General features: G+C 63.2%; 23 protein-coding genes and 1 tRNA gene. 14 read left to right on the top strand and 10 right to left on the bottom strand.

What is annotated here, in order from left to right:
• Positions 1–20 precede the first annotated feature (20 nt).
• From NKK51_RS21755 to NKK51_RS21745, 3 genes are all read left to right on the top strand, one after another.
• The gene (locus NKK51_RS21755) at positions 21–773 is read left to right on the top strand and encodes a pyridoxamine 5'-phosphate oxidase family protein (RefSeq protein WP_352554528.1); all 753 of its coding nucleotides are present in this window, start codon (positions 21–23) and stop codon (positions 771–773) included.
• A gap of 60 nt (positions 774–833) precedes the next feature.
• Positions 834–1277 (top strand): GNAT family N-acetyltransferase, encoded by a 444-nt coding sequence (locus tag NKK51_RS21750; protein WP_352554527.1) that lies wholly within the window; start codon positions 834–836, stop codon positions 1275–1277.
• 140 nt (positions 1278–1417) lie between these two features.
• Positions 1418–2617: an aminotransferase-like domain-containing protein gene (locus NKK51_RS21745; RefSeq protein WP_031213765.1), complete on the top strand. Its 1200-nt coding sequence runs from the start codon at positions 1418–1420 to the stop codon at positions 2615–2617.
• On the opposite strand, the gene NKK51_RS21740 is transcribed toward NKK51_RS21745, so the two are convergent.
• On the bottom strand, positions 2594–2896 hold the full coding sequence (locus NKK51_RS21740) for a hypothetical protein (RefSeq protein ID WP_245273301.1): 303 nt from the start codon (positions 2894–2896) through the stop codon (positions 2594–2596). The genes NKK51_RS21745 and NKK51_RS21740 overlap by 24 nt on opposite strands.
• A gap of 330 nt (positions 2897–3226) precedes the next feature.
• On the opposite strand from NKK51_RS21740, the gene NKK51_RS21735 reads away from it, so the two are divergent.
• From NKK51_RS21735 to NKK51_RS21705, 7 genes are all read left to right on the top strand, one after another.
• Positions 3227–3655, top strand: a complete 429-nt coding sequence (locus tag NKK51_RS21735; RefSeq protein ID WP_023813842.1) for a VOC family protein — start codon at positions 3227–3229, stop codon at positions 3653–3655.
• Positions 3656–3845: 190 nt separating this feature from the next.
• Positions 3846–4361 (top strand): hypothetical protein, encoded by a 516-nt coding sequence (locus NKK51_RS21730; RefSeq protein ID WP_023813841.1) that lies wholly within the window; start codon positions 3846–3848, stop codon positions 4359–4361.
• 95 nt (positions 4362–4456) lie between these two features.
• Positions 4457–5074 (top strand): cysteine peptidase family C39 domain-containing protein, encoded by a 618-nt coding sequence (locus tag NKK51_RS21725; RefSeq protein ID WP_031213761.1) that lies wholly within the window; start codon positions 4457–4459, stop codon positions 5072–5074.
• Between the two features lie 25 nt (positions 5075–5099).
• Positions 5100–6188 carry a D-alanine--D-alanine ligase family protein gene (locus NKK51_RS21720; protein ID WP_023813839.1) on the top strand — a complete coding sequence of 363 codons (1089 nt, stop codon included), beginning with the start codon at positions 5100–5102 and terminating at the stop codon, positions 6186–6188.
• 153 nt (positions 6189–6341) lie between these two features.
• The gene (locus NKK51_RS21715; RefSeq protein ID WP_352554526.1) at positions 6342–8327 is read left to right on the top strand and encodes an AI-2E family transporter; all 1986 of its coding nucleotides are present in this window, start codon (positions 6342–6344) and stop codon (positions 8325–8327) included.
• A gap of 144 nt (positions 8328–8471) precedes the next feature.
• Positions 8472–9143, top strand: a complete 672-nt coding sequence (locus NKK51_RS21710; RefSeq protein WP_352554525.1) for a glutathione S-transferase family protein — start codon at positions 8472–8474, stop codon at positions 9141–9143.
• A gap of 107 nt (positions 9144–9250) precedes the next feature.
• On the top strand, positions 9251–9739 hold the full coding sequence (locus NKK51_RS21705; RefSeq protein ID WP_352554524.1) for a GNAT family N-acetyltransferase: 489 nt from the start codon (positions 9251–9253) through the stop codon (positions 9737–9739).
• 57 nt (positions 9740–9796) lie between these two features.
• Here the strand turns inward: NKK51_RS21705 and NKK51_RS21700 are convergent, their stop codons facing one another.
• From NKK51_RS21700 to NKK51_RS21690, 3 genes are all read right to left on the bottom strand, one after another.
• On the bottom strand, positions 9797–10798 hold the full coding sequence (locus tag NKK51_RS21700; RefSeq protein WP_128304600.1) for an aldo/keto reductase: 1002 nt from the start codon (positions 10796–10798) through the stop codon (positions 9797–9799).
• A gap of 70 nt (positions 10799–10868) precedes the next feature.
• Positions 10869–11114 (bottom strand): DUF982 domain-containing protein, encoded by a 246-nt coding sequence (locus NKK51_RS21695; RefSeq protein WP_023813833.1) that lies wholly within the window; start codon positions 11112–11114, stop codon positions 10869–10871.
• A gap of 422 nt (positions 11115–11536) precedes the next feature.
• Entirely contained in the window at positions 11537–12427 is an 891-nt protein-coding gene (locus NKK51_RS21690) for a LysR family transcriptional regulator (protein WP_352554523.1), read from the bottom strand.
• 103 nt (positions 12428–12530) lie between these two features.
• Here NKK51_RS21690 and NKK51_RS21685 point away from each other — a divergent pair, with 103 nt between their 5' ends.
• Positions 12531–13400, top strand: coding sequence for an SDR family oxidoreductase (locus tag NKK51_RS21685; RefSeq protein ID WP_352554522.1), 870 nt, complete (start codon positions 12531–12533; stop codon positions 13398–13400).
• A 103-nt stretch (positions 13401–13503) separates the two neighbouring features.
• Here the strand turns inward: NKK51_RS21685 and NKK51_RS21680 are convergent, their stop codons facing one another.
• Positions 13504–13821, bottom strand: coding sequence for a hypothetical protein (locus tag NKK51_RS21680; RefSeq protein WP_023813830.1), 318 nt, complete (start codon positions 13819–13821; stop codon positions 13504–13506).
• Between the two features lie 281 nt (positions 13822–14102).
• Here NKK51_RS21680 and NKK51_RS21675 point away from each other — a divergent pair, with 281 nt between their 5' ends.
• Complete coding sequence (locus NKK51_RS21675; protein WP_023813828.1) at positions 14103–14345, top strand: hypothetical protein; 243 nt, start codon at positions 14103–14105, stop codon at positions 14343–14345.
• A gap of 92 nt (positions 14346–14437) precedes the next feature.
• Here NKK51_RS21675 and NKK51_RS21670 read toward each other — a convergent pair whose 3' ends face one another.
• Positions 14438–14644 carry a hypothetical protein gene (locus NKK51_RS21670; protein WP_013530768.1) on the bottom strand — a complete coding sequence of 69 codons (207 nt, stop codon included), beginning with the start codon at positions 14642–14644 and terminating at the stop codon, positions 14438–14440.
• A 198-nt stretch (positions 14645–14842) separates the two neighbouring features.
• Positions 14843–15028: a hypothetical protein gene (locus NKK51_RS21665; protein ID WP_013530769.1), complete on the bottom strand. Its 186-nt coding sequence runs from the start codon at positions 15026–15028 to the stop codon at positions 14843–14845.
• A gap of 112 nt (positions 15029–15140) precedes the next feature.
• On the opposite strand from NKK51_RS21665, the gene NKK51_RS21660 reads away from it, so the two are divergent.
• Positions 15141–15293 carry a hypothetical protein gene (locus NKK51_RS21660; RefSeq protein ID WP_155930617.1) on the top strand — a complete coding sequence of 51 codons (153 nt, stop codon included), beginning with the start codon at positions 15141–15143 and terminating at the stop codon, positions 15291–15293.
• A 56-nt stretch (positions 15294–15349) separates the two neighbouring features.
• On the opposite strand, the gene NKK51_RS21655 is transcribed toward NKK51_RS21660, so the two are convergent.
• From NKK51_RS21655 to NKK51_RS21645, 3 genes are all read right to left on the bottom strand, one after another.
• Positions 15350–15423, bottom strand: a tRNA-Gln gene (locus NKK51_RS21655).
• Between the two features lie 82 nt (positions 15424–15505).
• Positions 15506–15799 (bottom strand): hypothetical protein, encoded by a 294-nt coding sequence (locus NKK51_RS21650; RefSeq protein ID WP_023813826.1) that lies wholly within the window; start codon positions 15797–15799, stop codon positions 15506–15508.
• A 375-nt stretch (positions 15800–16174) separates the two neighbouring features.
• A complete protein-coding gene (locus tag NKK51_RS21645; RefSeq protein WP_023813825.1) occupies positions 16175–16651 on the bottom strand; it encodes a pyridoxamine 5'-phosphate oxidase family protein in 477 nt (158 codons plus the stop codon).
• Positions 16652–16850: 199 nt separating this feature from the next.
• Here NKK51_RS21645 and NKK51_RS21640 point away from each other — a divergent pair, with 199 nt between their 5' ends.
• The gene (locus NKK51_RS21640) at positions 16851–17918 is read left to right on the top strand and encodes a sensor histidine kinase (protein WP_352554521.1); all 1068 of its coding nucleotides are present in this window, start codon (positions 16851–16853) and stop codon (positions 17916–17918) included.
• The last annotated feature ends 105 nt before the right edge of the window (positions 17919–18023 follow it).

Raw genomic sequence — 18023 nt, 5'->3', positions numbered from 1 at the left:
ATCAACCAATGTCATGGCGCATGGTTGGCAGACAACAACCAAGGATGCAAGCCGTGAACGACACGCCAGCCAGCTTTCCGACCACCAGCCGCAACCGCGTCAAGCGCCTGCACGAGCGCGGCAGCTACGACCATGCGGCAGTCTTCGCGGTGCTGGATGCCGGGCTGCTGTGCCATGTCGCCTATACGTTCGACAGCCAGCCCTATTGCACGCCGACTATCCACTGGCGCGAGGACGACATGCTCTACTGGCACGGCTCGTCGGCCAGCCGCATGCTGCGCAATCTGCGCGGCGGCACGCCGGCGTGTCTGACGGTGTCGCATCTCGACGGGCTGGTGCTGGCGCGCTCGGGCTTCAACCATTCCGCCAATTACCGCTCGGCGATGTGTTTCGGCACGGCGCGGATCATCGATGAGCCTGAAGAGAAACTGAAGGCGCTGGCCGGCGTCGTCGACCGCTTCTACCCCGGCCGGAGCGAGACCCTGCGGCCGATCTCGGTGCAGGAGGCCAAGGCGACGACGGTGATCGGCATGCGCATCGAAGAAGCGTCGTCGAAGGTGCGCGCCAAGGGCGTCGCCGACGACGAGGAGGATTACGGGCATCCGGTGTGGGCCGGCGTCATCCCGGTGCGGATGGTGGTCGGCGCCGCCGAGCCGTGTCCGAGGCTGCTGCCTGGGACGGTGCGGCCGCAAAACCTGGCTAGATATGCCGAGGGTGCGAGGCTCGATGAGGCGGTGACGCGGGCGCAGCGAGCGTATGAGGGCAAAGTTTAGCCAGCGCCGGGAGTGTATTAAAATCTTGCCGCTGCCGCCGCCTCGCGATATCTCGACACAATGATCACCTTCCGCCGTGCGCAGGCCTCCGACCTGCCTGATATCGTCGCGATGCTGGCCGACGATCCGCTTGGCGCCGGCCGCGAGGACGCCTCCTTGCCGCTGGCACAAGGCTATATCGACGCTTTCAACGCCGATCCCAATCAGTTGCTGGTGGTGGCCGTGGATGGCGGCGAGGTGATCGGCACCTTGCAGATATCTTTCCTTGCGGGCCTGTCGCCCAAGGGCGCGTGGCGCGGGCAGATCGAGGCGGTTCGGGTTGCCGGCCACCGACGCTCGGGGGGCGTCGGCAGGCTGATGATCGAATGGGCGATCGACGCGTGCCGGGCGCGGGGCTGCAGCCTTGTCCAGTTAACCACCGACAAGGGGCGGGCGGACGCGCACCGCTTCTATGAGAGCCTCGGCTTCACCGGCAGCCATCTCGGCTATAAGAGAACCTTGTAGTTTCCCGCCCCGTCCCGCCCGGACAGCGGCTGGCGCATAGCGGACGGCTTTCAGCCCTATTCAAAGCGCCGGCAAAGACTGATATAGGTCAGCCAAGTTGACCTATATTGCAGCGTCTGGGGAGGCGTGTCGTGACCCTTATGAATCTGTTGGCTTCGCGCTCGTCGCGCATGAAAGCGTCGGAAATCCGCGAACTCTTGAAGCTGCTCGACCAGCCCGACATCATCTCGTTTGCTGGCGGCATTCCCGACCCGGCGCTGTTCCCGGCCGAGGCGATCCGCGACGCCTATGCTTCGGTGCTGGGCGGCGCCGAGGCGGGTGCGGCGCTGCAGTACCAGGTCTCGGAAGGCTATCTGCCGTTGCGGCGCTGGCTCGCCGGGCAGATGGGCAAGCTTGGCGTCGCCTGTGACGAGGCCAATATCTTCATCACCTCCGGCTCGCAGCAGGCGCTGGATTATCTCGGCAAACTGTTCCTGTCGCCGGGCGATACCGCGCTGGTGACGTGGCCGACCTATCTGGGCGCGCTGCAGGCTTTCAACGCCTATGAGCCTCGCTACGACCGCCTGACCCCGGCCGGCGGCAACATGACGCCCGATGCTTATCGCGCGGCGGCGGCTGCAAATGGCGGCAAGGCCAAATTCGCCTATCTGGTGCCGGATTTCGCCAACCCGACCGGCAACACGCTGAACCGTGAGCAGCGCGAGGCGGTGCTCGACCTCGCCGGCGAACTCGACATCGCCGTCATCGAGGATGCCGCCTATCGCGCGCTGCGCTATGACGGCGAAGGCGAGCCGCCGATCCTGGCGCTCGACTGCATCAGGTCCGGCGGTATCGACAAGGCGCGCACGCTCTATTGCGGCTCGTTCTCGAAGATCCTGTCGCCGGGCATGCGGGTCGGTTGGGTGTGCGCGCCGCGCCAAATCGTCGAGAAGCTGGTGCTGATGAAGCAGGCCTCCGACCTGCACAGCCCGTCGATCAACCAGGTGGTGATGCATCGCGTCGCCGAAGCCGTGTTCGACGGCCAGGTAGAAAAACTCATCGGCGCCTATCGCGAGCGCCGCGACGGGCTGCTCTCTGCACTGGAAGCCCACATGCCGGAAGGCGTGACCTGGAGCCATCCGGAAGGCGGCATGTTCGTCTGGGTGACGCTGCCGGAAGGGGCCGACGCCACCGAGCTTCTGGCGCGGGCGGTCAAGGAGGCGCGGGTGGCCTTCGTGCCGGGCAGCGCGTTTTATGCCGACGGCACCGGGCGCAACACGCTGCGGCTGTCCTTCACGCTCGCCGACCGGCGCGCGGTGAGCGAAGGCATTCCCAGGCTAGCCGCCATCCTGAAGGGATAGGCCGGCGCCGGAAGCCGGCTTTGCCTCCGCCATTACAGTCACCAGCCGCTCAAGCTTTGAAAGCCTGGTGCGAGCGAGCTTGCGGACCGGCTTTTCGAAACCTTCTTCGCCGTTTTCGACGACGAAGACCAACGTCATGAAATCGAGCATGAACTCATCTATGGCTGCCGCGACCTCGCGCGACCTGCCCTTGAACCGGCGCAGCAGAGCGGTTGCTTCCTCGATATCGTCGACACCGGCGCTGTCGACAAGCGCTTCGAGCCTCTGAAAACAATCCAATCGCAATTCCTCCCACCGCGCCACCAAACCCGGTTGCGAGCGGAAAGTTCCAAACTGAGAGTGGTCTCGCGAAAGAAATCGCCTCCACCGCTCGAATTCCGCGGTTTCGACCGGCCATCGGCAATTTTTTTGTTCGGGTGGAACCTCCGCGGCCAACAAAGGTTCTTACTAGGTCTGATCCCCCCTCAGACCTCTGAAGGCTAGACATGCTTTCCAAAGGCCCGCTGGATCCCCTCCCAGCGGGCCTTTTGTTTGCTGGACGGAAGGAGTATCCGCATTGACGACGCCCTGTCCGAACCTAAATTCGAACCCACACGAGGAGGCGTTTTCATGGAAACCCAGGAATTGCATCGCGGCCGGCTCATCGACCACATCCAACTGGTGGTCGGGGACCTTGCGGCCAGCCGGCGTTTCTACGAGGCGGTCCTGCAGGCGCTCGATGTCCCGATTGGCGGCAGCGGCGCCGACTTTTTCTGGGCCGACGAGCTGTTTGTCTCCACTGCCGACAGCCCGGCCGCACAGGGAAAACTCACCGGCCGCCATCACCTGGCTTTCCAGGCAAGGGATCACGCCATGGTCGATGTCTTCTACAAGGCCGGGCTTGCGGCTGGCGGCACGGACAATGGCGCACCGGGCGAACGGCCCTATCACCCCGGCTATTACGCCGCCTTCCTGCTCGATCCCGATGGCAACAACATCGAGGCCGTCCATCACGGCCCCCATAGTCGCAGCGCCGCTTCGGTGAAGATCACCTTCTAAGCTGCCGATATTCAGCCGGCCGGGATCGCGGGCGCATGGGGCGATGCTGGAGAGAGAGGCTGCTTTGCGTTGCCAGATTGGTGGCCACGATGCTAACCGTGCAAATGGCGAGCGGGAATCGGTATCGAAGCAACGCGCGCTGCAAAATCCTCAATAAAACTCCCCTTACCCCCGTGGAGATATATTTTTTATGCAAAACCCAACAAGGGCGATCTGTGCCGCCACGCTTTTATTTGCGATCGGGGCCGGTGGCCTCACAAGTATATCACCTTTTGCTTATGTTTCATCGGCGCAGGCGCAGGAGGAATATCTTCCGACCCAGAAGGATTTTGTCGGTAAATGGAAACTGAACGGTGGGGCCATCCGGCCGCCGCGCGATATGAAGGATGCGCCGACACCGGAACAGGAAGCGGCCGCCAATGAATTCCAGCAGACGGTGACCGCGTTTTACGGGGCGTTCGACTATCTGGAGATCACGGCGGACGGCCGCTACAATTTTCATCAGCCGGGTGATCCGACGTCGGGGCCTTGCGTCTGGTGCGGAACCTGGTCCTTCAGCAAGAGTTCGGCGTGGCTCAAGCTGGAGACGGCGCCCAGGCTGGATATCTACGCCAAGGACGGCGACATGCAGATGACCTACACTGTCGAACCCGACGAAAAATCGAAATATGCATGGCTGGTATTCGGTTGGGCGAAGGCCGAGTAGGCGGCGGCGCACGGCTCGCCAAACGGGCCTAAGCGGCTTTTCATCCATCTCGTATCCTCGTATACAAGAGGGAGCCAGCCGCCCGAGGAGACCGCATGAACCCGCTGCCTGAAACCGTGCCGTTTTTCAGCCAGTGGGAGACGCCCGACCTGACGCTGGACGTCCTCGCCGACGGCGCGGATGTTGCGCTCAGGCGCGATCCGCTGTGGCGGAGGTCGGGCGCGGAAACCCTCGATGAGTATGCGGTCTGGGCGGCCAACATCTGCGGCATGGCGTGCCTGAAGATGATCCTGGCCAGCCGCGGCGAGATCGTGCCGACGATCGAGCTTGCCAGGCGCTGCACCTTATATGGCGGCTATGTCGTCAACGGGGGATCGATCAAGGGGCTGATCTACGCGCCCTTCGTCAGCTTCGTGAAGGAAGCCTTCGGCCTGCGCGCCGAGGTGATGACCAATATCGCGACAGCGGAGATTCCGGCGATCATGCGGCGGACGCGCTTCTTCATCGCGTCGGTCAGCAGTTCGATCCGCTGGCCCGAGCGCGAGCCGCCCTCGAAGGGCGGTCATCTGGTGCTGGTCACGGCGGCGTCCAACCAGGGTTTCCGCTTCCACAACCCGTCCGGCCATGACCCCGCCACACAGGCAGACGCAGTGTTGGCGCCGGCCGATTTCGATCGCTTCTTCGCCAATCGCGGCATTGCCGTCGCCATTTGATTTTTTTGACAGTCGAGGGATTTCGATGACCGGTAAGACAAGAGTGGCCATCCTCTATGGCGGGCGTTCGGCCGAGCATGACGTGTCGCGCCTGTCGGCCGCCAATGTGCTGAAGGCGATCGACCGGACGCGCTACGACATCGTGCCGATCGCCATTTCGCGAGACGGCGGGTGGCTGCTGCAACAACTCGATGGCGCCGCCGCGATCGGCGATGGCGGGGCAGGGGCGCCGGTATCCGAGTATGTTGCAGAGGTCGCCCTGCTGCCCGGTGGCAAGGGCCGGCTGGTTGCCGTGTCGCCGGATGGTACGCGGCCTGACCTGCCCCCCATCGACGTCGTGTTCCCGGTGCTGCACGGGCCGTTCGGCGAGGACGGCTCGGTGCAGGGCTATGCCGAGGTCGCCGATGTCGCCTATGTCGGCTGCGGCATCCTCGCCTCGGCCGCCGCCATGGACAAGGATGTCGCCAAGCGGCTGATGCGCGAGGCGGGATTGGCGGTTGCCCGCTCCGTCACCGTGCATCGAAACGGCAAGCATTCCTTCCAGGAGATTGCCGGGATGCTCGGCCTGCCGTTCTTCGCCAAGCCGGCGCGCCAGGGCTCGTCCTTCGGGGTCAGCAAGGTGAATGACAGGGACGGCTTCGAGCAGGCCATCGACACGGCTTTCCGCTACGACGGCAAAGTGTTGATCGAGGAATTCGTCGAGGGCCGCGAGATCGAGTTCTCGGTGCTGGAGCGCGCCGACGGGTCGCTGACGGTGTCGCTGCCCGGCGAGATCATTCCGGCCGGCAAGCACGGCTTCTACACCTATGAGGCCAAATATCTCGATGCCGACGGCGCGCTGGTCAAGGTGCCCGCCGATATCCCGGCCGATGTGGCCGAGAAGGCCAGGGATATGGCGCGGCGGGCATTCCAGGCGCTTGGCTGCGAAGCCATGGCGCGCGTCGATTTCTTCCTGCGCGCCGATGGCAGCCTGCTCGTCAACGAGGTCAACACCATTCCCGGATTCACCGACATCTCGATGTACGCCAAGGCGCTGGCGGCATCAGGCATCGGCTACAGCCAAACCATCGACGTGCTGATCGAGCACGCGCTGGCCAGGCATGCGGCGCGCTGATCCGAACGAGCGAGCCTGACTTCCATTCCGCGCGTTGAGAGCGGCCGACGCGGGCCGGATCATTGCCTGTTGAGTGAGGTGTATTTCACCGTTGGCTAAAGTTGCACGTCGGCTCTATATGCCCGATCATGGCATTTGGCAGGGAGGCATCACGTGGCCAATCGTCGAAACGGCACGGCGTCTCCGGCTGATGGGCCGGGCGACGCCCTTTCAGCGGCCGCGCTTCATCCGCGAACCTCATTGCCCAATGTGGCGGCCATCGTCACGACAGTGGCGGCACTGTATTTCGGGCGCGAGGTTTTCCTGCCGATCGCGATCGCGCTGCTGCTGACCTTCGCCCTGGCGCCGCTTGTCTCAGCTCTTAAAAAGGTCGGTATCCCCCGGATTGCCGCCGTCATTGCCAGCGTGCTCGGCGCTTTCGCGGCCCTTGGCCTGTTCTCCTTCGTCGTCGCCACGCAGGTCAGCGAACTGGCGCAGAACATCCCGGTCTACCAGACCAACATCCTGACCAAGATCCGCTCGCTCAAGGAAACCGGGGTGGGGGGCGGGATCCTTGCCAGACTGAGCAAGGTGGTCGAGCGGGTCGGCCAGGAGATCGACAGGCAGGACCCCTCGCTGCCGGCTGCCACCCCGGAAAAGCCGCCGCGCGAGCCGGTGCCGGTCGAGATCGTCGCGCGCGAAAGGCCGCTCCAGGTTCTGCAGAACATCGTCGGGCCGCTGATCAGCCCGCTTGGCTCGGCCGGGCTGATCATTGTCGTCGTCATCTTCATGCTGCTCGAGCGGGAGGATCTGCGCGACCGCTTCATCCGGCTTGTCGGCTATGGCGACCTCCACCGGACCACCGAGGCGCTTCAGGATGCCGCCAAGCGGGTGGGCCGCTATCTCTTGATGCAATTGGTCGTCAACATCGTCTACGCCGTACCGATCGCGATCGGGCTCTGGGTCCTCGGTATTCCCAATGCGCTGCTGTGGGGGCTGCTGGCGCTGGCGCTGCGTTTCGTGCCCTATATCGGCCCGATCATAGGCATGCTTTTGCCGCTGTTCCTGGCGCTGGCCGTTGCGCCGGGCTGGTCGCTCGTGCTGTGGACGGCCGCCCTGTTCGTGGTGATGGAGCTGATCACCGGCAATGTCATCGAACCCTGGCTCTACGGTTCGCGGACAGGACTGTCGCCGCTGGCGATCATCGTCGCGGCGATTTTCTGGACGTGGCTTTGGGGGCCGCTCGGGCTGATCCTGTCGACACCGCTCACCGTCTGCCTGGTGGTGCTGGGCCGGCACGTGCCGCAGTTTGAATTCCTCGACGTTCTGTTCGGCAACGAGCCCGTGCTCGAACCCCATGCGCGCCTGTACCAGCGGTTGCTGGCCGGTGATCCGGAAGAAGCCACCGACCACGCCGAGGAGATGCTGGAGGAGAAATATCTGGTCGAATTCTACGACAAGGTTGCCATTCCGGCGCTTCTGCTGGGCGAACAAGACCGTGTGCGCGGCGTCATGGGCGATTTGCAAAGGCGGCAGGTGGCGGCCAGTGCCCTGATGCTGGTCGCCAATCTCGACGACAGCGCGCAGGAGGAGGCAGGCGAGGAGGAGGAGCCGCCCGTGGCCGCAGAGGCGAGCGACGATGGCGATCCCAACGGGGAGGACGAGACCGACCTGCCCGATGGCACCGATATGTCCGTGCTTTGCGCCGGTGGGCGTGGCGAGCTCGACGACGCCGCCGCCGCGATGCTGGCGCAGGTGCTGGAGGTCCAGGGCGCGACGGTATCGAAAGCCGGCTTTGCGGATATGGAGCCCGCCAGCATTCGCCGCCTTGAGCTCGAAACCGTCGACACCGTCGTGGTCGGATTCCTGAACCGGGATTCCGTCAAGCACGCCCGTTTCCTGGTTCGCCGGCTGAAGCGCGCGAAGGCCGCACTTCGGGTGGGAATCGTGTTCTGGTCGGAGGCCGCTGCTGAGGACAAGGAGACGGCCGACAAACTGGCCCGTGACATGAACGCGGATTTCGTGGCGCATGGCATGGTCGACGCCGTGCTGGGCGCGCTGTCAAACGAGCCGCCGGTCGCGCTCAAGCTTGTCGCCAAACGGCGCATGCGGCGACAGCGGGCCGCGTCCAAGAAGGTCACGGCGGCAGCGGCGGGTTAGGCCCTGCCTTCGCCTTCTTCGGCAATGTCGGGGACAAGCCAGGCACGAATTGCGGAAAATAGTTCAGACCGATGTCGATTTCCGGGAGGCCCATTCGTCTTGACGATAAGGAGCCGAAGAATTCACCCAATCAGGAACGATGCGATGACAATCACCATCACGGCATTTGAACGATCGCCCGATCGCGGCAAGGGACTGGCGCGCGATACGCGCGTTCGCTGGGCGCTCGAAGAAGCAGGGCAGCCTTATGAGGTTCGGTTTGTTTCCTTCGCGGAGATGAAGGCGCCTGGCCATCTGGCACTCCAGCCCTTTGGCCAGATCCCCACCTATGAGGAGGGTTCTCTCTCACTGTTCGAGACCGGCTCGATCATCCTTCATCTTGCCGAGCAGCACGCGGGCCTGCTGCCCGGCGATCGCGATGCCCGCGCGCGTGCGATCACCTGGATGTTTGCCGCACTTAACACAGTCGAGCCGCCGATCCTCGAATTAACGACGGCAAAGATATTCGAAGCTGACAAGCCCTGGAGCGAGGAGCGTTTGCCATTGGTGAAGGATCGTGTTCGCGCCTGTCTCGACAGGCTCTCGGCTCGCCTGAGCGCCGCCGAGTGGCTCGACGATGCATTCAGCGCGGGCGATCTGTTGATGGTATCGGTGCTGCTGCGACTAAGAATGTCGGGCATTTTGGACGAATATCAAAACCTTGCTGCCTATGTGGCGCGCGGTGAAGCTCGGCCCGCTTACATCAGGGCTTTCGCTGCGCAATTTGCGGTCAACGCCCCGAGCACGCTGGACAGGCATGGGGCGCGAACGCTCTGAGATGTTCGCAAAGCCAGGGATGATGCAGCGGATTGTAATTCTTGGAAATGCCGGAAGCGGCAAATGACCCTGGCGCGCAGATCCCAGACTTTTGCAGGCGGTGAGGAATGCTTGAAATTCGCCCAGCCCAAAAAGCCGACCGGCCAGCGATCGTGCAACTGTGGCACCAGGGCTGGCATGATGCCCATGCGCATCTGGTTCCGGCCGAAATCCTGGCGTACCGAACGCCCGCGCATTTTTCGCTGTGGCTGGAGCAATCCGCCGATGCATTCCATGTGGCGGCAGCCGATGAACTGCTTGGCTTCGTCTCCATCAACGGAGCGGAGCTGGTGAAACTCCACGTAAGCCCGCAAGCACGGGGAAGCGGGACCGCCCGCGATCTGCTGTCACGCGCCGAGCATCTCTTGTCCAAACAAGGCGTGGCGGAGGCCGAGCTTTTCTGCACGGCGGGAAATCTCCGCGCGCAGAGATTTTATGCCCGCGAAGGGTGGCGCTTGAGCCGCACCTTCGAAGACGCACTTTGGCTGCCGGACGATGTCGCCGGCAGGTTCACCGTGGAAACCCACTGCTATCGGAAGCATCTGGGCTTTCGGTAGCCTTGTCTATTCGGAACGACCTTGGCGAGACCGTCGCGGACGCTGGAGCAGGCACCCCTACCGATCGACCATCGCCATGCCCCGCTCGGTGTAGCGCGGGCCGGAGACTTTTCCCGGCGCAAGCGCTGCGTCGAGCGCGGCCATCTCGGCGGCATCGAGTTTGATGGCGGCGGCGGCGACGTTCTCTTCCAGGTATTTTGTGCGCTTGGTGCCGGGGATCGGCACGATGTCGATGCCAAAGCCGTCGCCCTTCGCCAGCAGCCAGGCCAGCGCGACCTGGCCGGGCTTGACGCCGCGGGCAGCGGCAATGTCGCTCACCTTGGCGGCCGCCTCGACATTGGCGTCGTAGTTTTCGCCCTGGTAGCGCGGGTCGTTGCGGCGATAATCGCCGTCGGGATAGTCTTCCGCGCGCTTGACCTGGCCGGTGAGAAAACCTCGGCCGAGCGGCGAGAACGGCACCAGGCCGATGCCGAGTTCGCCAAGCAGCGGGATGATCTCCGGCTCCAGATTGCGCTCCCACAGCGAATACTCGCTCTGCACGGCCGACACCGGATGCACGGCATGCGCCCGGCGGATGTTGGCCGCACCCGCCTCCGACAGGCCGAAGAAGCGCACCTTGCCTTGCGCGATCATCTCGCCGACGGCGCCCGCGACATCCTCCATCGGCACCGCCGGGTCGACGCGGTGCTGGTAGAGGAGGTCGATATGGTCGGTTCCGAGGCGGCCGAGCGAGGCTTCCACGACCTCTCGAATGTGCTCGGGCCGGCTGTCGGTTCCGACCTGCTTGCCGTTTTCGATGCGAAAGCCGAATTTGGTGGCGATCGTCACCTGGTCGCGCTTGCCCGTCAGCGCCCGGCCAAGCAGGGCTTCGTTGTCGTAAGGGCCATAGACCTCGGCGGTGTCGAGGAAGGTGCAGCCGAGTTCGATGGCACGGTGCAGCGTGGCGATGGATTCGGCCTCGTCGGCCGGGCCGTAGGACTGGCTCATGCCCATGCAGCCGAGGCCGATGGCCGAGACCTGCAGCCCTTGGCTGCCGAGCTTGCGTGTGTTCAGGGTCATGGTGGGGTCTCCAAGGAGGGGATGCCGCGACTATAGCAGCCGCATCGACATTGGCCGATCAATCGACACTCTATTCGATCAGGATGTGGGCTTCACGCGCGGCCTCGACGAGCGCCGCCCTGGCGACGTCGGGGGCGACATCGCCGCTCGTTGCCCGCCGGCAGGCGCGCAGCGCGGACTGATGCTTCGGGCTGCCTGCGTCACGCCAATGTGTGGTGAGCAAATCAATGGCCTGCTGTGTGTTGGACAGATGGTGGATGGAACCGGTGACGCCGACCGAAACCGCCACAGGCTTCGAGAACCATGCCGTTTGCATTGGAACCACCTCGATAGGGCTGAAGCGATAAACGCCTATGGCCGCTCAAAGGTTTCGTCGATGCCAATCAATCCGGTGTGAGAGTTGCCGATACCTCCCAATGGCATTGGGCGACCCATCTTGTCCGCGCGGCTCACATGTTCGAGGAGACGTCGCGGGTGGACGGTGTTTTGGGTTTGTGGGCGGCACGTTGCCGCGGCGCCTGATGGGCGGGGCGGGGTTTGACTGTGTTCACGACAGTGGGCGCCTGCGCCTTGCGGCGCTTGAGCCAGCTGGCTGACAGTTCGGCAAGGAGACTGCGCAAGCCTTTCACGACGTCCTCCTCTTGTAAGGGTGACAGGTAATTTTCGTCGCCCCAACTTGTTCCGCCGGAAATCTTTCCGCGGAAAATAAAGGTTCTTGCCGGCGAAAGCGGCCGGGCATCACCTGCCGATATAGGCGGCCAGTTCGTCCGGCGTCCCATTCGGGAAGGCCTGTTTCAGAAAATCCAGGAACGCCGACACGCGCGCGCTGAGCAGCCGCCGGGAGGGGTAGAGCGTCCAAAGAGCGATCTCCGGGCCATCGATGTCCCCCCAATTCACCAGGGTGCCGTCAGCCAAATCGTGGCTCACCAGGGAAATTGGGAGACGTCCAACACCGACGCCGGCCCGCACCGCATCCCGCACCATGATCAGCGTCGACAGAGCAAGGACAGGCTCGACCGCAATCGTCGAGCGGCCACCATGGTCCTTTACGTGCCATGTCTGGCGTTCGCCTGTGCCGCGTGCAACGCCAGGAGCGGCCTGCCCACCGGTCGTACGAGGAAGGTCCGGGCTCGCCACAACGACCAGGCGGTCGCGGAGAAACGCCCGTCCGACCAGGCTTTCGTCGGGTTTCGGGTTGACCCGGATCACCAGGTCGTAACCTTCCTCGATCATGTCGACAGCCCTGTCCTCCGTCGTGACCTCAAGCCTCACCTCGGGATGCTTGAGGGTAAATCCCGCGGCGATCCTTCCCATCGCGGTCTGAGAAAAATGCAGAGGTGCGCTGATCCGCAGCCTGCCCTTGGGTCTTTGGCCGCCCGAGGCGATCTCGGCGGCCGTCTCGTCCAGCTCGGCGAGCAAGGTCCCCGTCCGCTCGAAGAGTGCTCGCCCTTCCTCGGTGAGCTTCAGGTTGCGCGCACCCCGTTCAAACAGGCGCAGGTCAAGGCTGCTCTCCAAGTCTCCAACCCGCCGGGACAGCGTTGCCTTGGGCCGGCAGGTGGCCCTTGCCGCTTTGCCGAAACCCCCATGGCGGGCAACGAGGTTGAAATCGGTCAGGGCCAGAAGATCCATGAGTGTTCCACCAGTGAGACGGTACGTCTAAAATTTCGGCCTGTTTGACTGTTTGTGAGCCACACATATTGGGCCTGTCAAGCAACCCAACAGGAGAAATTCCATGACCATCCTCGTTACCGGCGCCACAGGCAATGTTGGCCGCCAAGTCGTCGAGCACCTCGTCAAGCGCGGCGCCGATGTCCGTGCTCTCGTCCGCGATCCGTCGAAAGCCAGCTTCCCGGCGGGCGTATCGGTCGCGCACGGCGACTTTCTCGATGTCGATTCGCTGCGCAAAGCCATGTCCGGCGTTTCCACCCTGTTCCTCTTGAACGCCGTGGTGCCGGACGAATTCACCCAGGCTTTGGTCGCGCTGAACGTCGCCCGATCGGCGGGCATCGAGCGGATCGTCTATCTCTCGGTGATCCATGCGGACGTCTATGTGAACGTGCCGCATTTCGCCGGCAAATTCGGCGTCGAGCGAATGATCGAGCAGATGGGCTTCCAGGCTACGATCCTGCGCCCGGCCTACTTCATCCAGAACGACCTGATGATCGAAGACGTCATCACCGGCTACGGCACCTACACAATGCCGATCGGCACCAAGGGGCTCGCCATGATCGACGTGCGTGATATCGCCGAAATCGCCGCTCTCGAGCTGCTGCGTCGGGAACGATCCGCAGAGCCGCTTGCGCTGGAGCGGATCAATCTCGTCGGTCCGCAGACACTGACCGGGACGGATATCGCGGCCATCTGGTCCGACGTGCTCGCACGCCCGATCAGCTACGGCGGCGACGATACCGAAGGTTTCGAGCAGAATCTCAAGCAGTTCCTGCCTGCCTGGATGGCGTACGACATGCGCTTGATGGGCGAGCGGTTCCTGACCGACGGCATGCTGCCCGACGCCGGCGACGTCGAGCGCCTGACCGCGCTTCTGGGCCGCCCGCTGCGTCCCTATCGGGACTTCGCCTCACAAATCGCCGGCTCCGCCTGACGGAACAGCTCTCATCATCACCAGGGTACAGAAACAGCAGGGCGGCCTTTTGAGGAGGCCCCCTGACTGGCACGGGACAAATGCGCGTTCAGCCGGAACTGCCCTACTGCAGGGTTGCCGGACCAGGCCTGTCGAGTTGGGCGATCACGTGCTCGCCACCGTCGCCACCGAGCCCATCCACGAACAGACCAGCTACGCCGTCGAAATTGGTGAGCCCGTCGAATTCAATTGCGGCGCCAATCAACTGGGCTGCCTGGAAGACAAGGTATTCGACGTCCTCGAGGGCGACGTTTTCGGCCAGATTCCTGACCCTTACATGCTCCGCCACCGCCGTGATGCTGACGATGCCGGTCTTCCTGAAGGCGATCTGGACCGCTGAACGGACGTCATCGCGCAGTCGCGCCGAGTAATTATACCGCATCGAAACCTCCCGAAGGGAACGGTTTTCTGTTCAGATCGCACAATGCGGCAAAGACTTCGCCTTGGCAAGTCACGAATTAAATAATACCCAAATAAATCAACCAGTTAGCATAGTTATGCAAGTGTGCGCCTTACGCCGAATACCCGTCAGGCTCATCATGAGCACGAGAAGCGGTTCACACATCGCGAGGTCTTGACGCGCTAGGAGCGGTTTCCTAATTATGAGGTAAATGAGTTGAATGCTCATTCGACGTAAACGTGGTCCAGAGCGAGGGAAGCGCGATGACTGAACTGGAACGCCCGGAACGGTTGCAGATCATGCTGACGTCAGACGAACTGGCGGCGCTGGAAAACTGGCGCTTCGACAAGCGCATGCCGAGCCGTTCGGCCGCCGTCAGGGAATTGCTGCGGCGCGGTCTTGCCGCGGATGGCTTCCTGACGGCGGAGCAAGGGGCGAAGTCGCAAGACTTCGGCATCCTGCCAACCGCCGACGGCAATGGCATTTCCGACGGCGGCAAGGAGTAGAGCGGTTCACCGCGCGTGGGCCGCCCTGGTCCCCGCAACGGTCGGCGGTCGCCGCGCGGTGCCGGCCGGCGTAGCGGACGATAACTCTCGATTCAGAGGATGTTTGTCGTCACTTCGACGACGATCGCGGCACCTTCCAGGCTGCCATTGGTGACGTGCACGACGCGCGATACCCGCAGATCCTGCGTGGTTCCGTCGATCGACAGCGCAACGCTTTCGCCAATCCGGGGAACCGCCTGGAAAACGGCGTCCGTGGCCTCCGGCCGGTTGTCGATCGATATGCGGCAGTTGACGGTCATGAGATGTCTCCTGTGTCGGCCCGGTGGTCAACGCGGGGTCCGCGAAATGGTTTCAGGAGGCCGGATGCAACTTAATGGCGCCCGGATCCGTAACGCAGTAATTGCTCCATTGTTCATCGTAACGGAGCAACAGGGCTCGCCGGGGAGGGCGTTGGGGCTGCCTCGGCGAGCTTGATCGCTTTGCCCGGGGGCGCTGCCTCACCGAGGTATGGAGACGAGTTTCGGCGCCCGCAATTCCCCGGCCATCCTTGCCGCCTGGAAAATTGTCATCAAAACCAGGATGGGCTCACCCTCGGTCGGGTTGATGGTCAGGACGACGCGGCCAAGCTCGTCGCTCATGCCGCAAGACCAGTCCTTGACGGCTATCACCTTTCTGGCGGCCATATGCCTTCTCCTGCACAGGAGGTTCTCTGCGGGCTACGCCGTCTGGAGTTGGTCGGCAGAACCTTCGCGCGATATTGCAACCAGCCGAAATGCGGCAAATGCGGCCAATATCATGAAAACCGCCGTGATGTTCAGGGACATCGCCGATGCAAGGACGCCCCCGTCAAAGCAACTCAGTTCCATGTCGCTGCACCCCTTCGATCCACTGTCGGCCAGGATGATGATCCTGCTTCGAGTGAAATACAAGCGCGCGCTAATACGCTGAAGCCGGCTGGCCAGTCTGCGCGCAGCTTCGAACCAGCCGAACGCTTGGTTGCTTGCTGGTTCCCGCTCATGGGCTCGAACCACGATTCACGCCTTCAAAGGGCGCTGTCCTACCATTAGACGAAGCGGGAAAATGCAAGTTGCCCCCACCCCTAGCCGGTTCCCGCGCCGGGATCAACGCAATGCGGCGGCAAAGCGACTTGAGGCGCGGTCTCAGTCCGGAAAGTTGGTGACAGGTTCCTCGCAGCGGTAGACGGGGCAGTTGCCGTCACGGGTCGGGACATAGGCCGACATCGGCACCTCCGGCCAGTCGCATTCGTTGCCGAACTGCCTGACATAGCGGTCATAGGTGTTGGGGCCGGTGGTCAGCACCACGGCATGATGGCTTTGGAGCAGTTGCCGGAGTTGGTCGCAACTCATCGTGCGGGTATCGGGCCTGGCTTCGGCGAGGCCGGTCGCGGCCAGCAGGATCGCTGCCGTCATCAAGGCAATTCGGCGCATCGGCATGGCTGTTCCCTCGAATGGATGTATTGGCCGAAACTCGCATCCCGGCGGGTGGTTCCGCAACCGCCGGCCGGCCGTCGGTGGCGGCGCAACCAAATGGTCCGTCGTGCATTGCTGGGGATGAATGGCAGGAAGCCCTACGAAACCCCGCAATGGCGTCCCGGAAACGGGGATCGCGAGGCCATGTGCTGTTCTTTTTGCGGCGGCCGCGACCACAGCTACGAGGACTGTCCGCAAAGGGATGCCGACGCCGATCCAGCACCGAATGCCCCTGACCCTCCCAAGCCGGACTGATCGGCACCGGTGTGCCGCACCGGCGATATTCGCTGCGCCCCACCGGCATTCGCACATCTGCCTGAGGTCCTCGACGCCGTCCGGCTACATCCTGACCTTGCCGGTGTTACCGATTTCCGGGCGGCTGTCGCTGACCGTTGCCGCCAGCATCTTCACATAGCTGACCACGGTGCCGGGACTGTCCCAATACTGGGCATCTTTCGGCGTCACTTTAAGCACGCGGATCGAAGGGTCATCGGCACTGTCCCACCAGGCCTTGGCCGGGGTCGACCACAACTCCCTGATCTTGGCGCGGTCGTTCGAAACCGCCGCCAGACCGCTGACGGAAACATATTTCTGGCCGCCTGAATCGGCGAAGGCGAGACCGACATTGGGCTCGGCTTCGATCTCGTCGTCCTTATGGCTGTCGACATCGGTGAGGAAGTAGATTGCGTTTTCGTCGCGCACCACATGCGCCGCCATGGGTCGCGAGCGGATGTCATCGCCTTCGCGGGTGGCCAGCATACAGAAACCGATCCTGTCCATCAGCTTCCAGACCCGGTCGAGATCGCCGTCGCTCATCGTGTGCCTCCTTATTGAGCCATCCATGGGGGTGTCGGGTGCAACTCGCGCAAGCGCGCAAGGTTCCAGTGCAAGGTCCAGTCATGAACTGCCCGGACTGTTCCTGGGAGGAATGTTGGGAGGCGATTGCAACCAAAACCCACCGCGGCGCATTGGTGGCCATGCGCGCAATCCGCGCATGAGGGAGAAGGGGTCGACAGTGACAGATTTGGCGGGCTTTGATGCCTTGATCGCCATTACCGCCGATGCGCGGCTGGCGGCGATTGTCGATTCGTCCTTCGACGCCATCGTCAGCAAGGATTTGAACAGCATCATCACCAGTTGGAACGCGGCGGCGCAACGCATGTTCGGCTACACCGTCGAAGAGGCCGTCGGCCGGTCCGTGCTCATGCTCATCCCCGATCATCTCAAGGATGAAGAGACCGACATCATCAGCCGGGTCCGCAAAGGCGAACTGCTGGCAAGCTATGAGACGATCCGCCGACGCAAGGACGGCGGCCTCATCGCCGTGTCGCTGACCATTTCGCCGATCAGGAACGCGTCCGGCGAGATCATCGGCGCCTCGAAGATCGCCCGCGACATCACCGCCAGCAAGGAGAGCGAGCGCCGGATCAGGCTTTTGCTCCGCGAGGTGAACCATCGCGTCAAGAACCAGTTCGCGGTGATCCTCTCGATGATCCGGGAGACCAGCAAACGCTCGACCGATCCGCGCGAGTTCGAGGAGTTGATCCGCTCCCGCATCATGGCGCTGTCGCGGTCGCACGATCTGCTGGTGAACTCGGAATGGGCCGGCGCCAGCCTCTTCGACCTCGCCCAGGAGCAGCTCAAGCCGTTCGGCCACGAGGCGCGGGTATCGCTGTCCGGACCGCTTTTGACCTTGCAGCCGAATGCCGTGCAAAATCTCGGCATGGCATTTCATGAGCTCGGCACCAACTCTTCAAAATATGGCGCGCTGGCGAGCGAGGCCGGGCGGCTCGAGATCACCTGGCGGATCGTTGAAGGCGTTTCGGACAAGCGGGAAATCCATCTGGTTTGGGACGAGACGATGCCGGTGCGTGAAGGAGAGCGGCCCGGGGGGCGGCAAGACGAAAGCACGCGCAAGGGTTTCGGCACCGTCGTCCTGCAACGGGTCGCGCCGCAATCGCTGGGCGGCTTGGCGGTGCTGGATCGCAGCCCGGGCCATCTCAAATGGTCCCTGACGGCGCCCCTGGACTCGATCATCGTTCCGGAGCTCGGCGCCGACCTGCCCGAAACCGAGACTTCCTGAGCCTTGAGGTCTGGTTCCATCAACCTCCCTTTGGCAGATGCGTTTTCAAAAGCGGCCGCATCCTTGCCGCACCTGGCGGTGGATTCAGGAACCGTGACCCGGCGG

Source organism: Mesorhizobium sp. M0011 (assembly GCF_040324155.1).
GTDB lineage: Bacteria > Pseudomonadota > Alphaproteobacteria > Rhizobiales > Rhizobiaceae > Mesorhizobium.
Note: the sequence above shows the minus strand (reverse complement) of the source record. Positions and strands in the feature narration are given on the sequence as shown.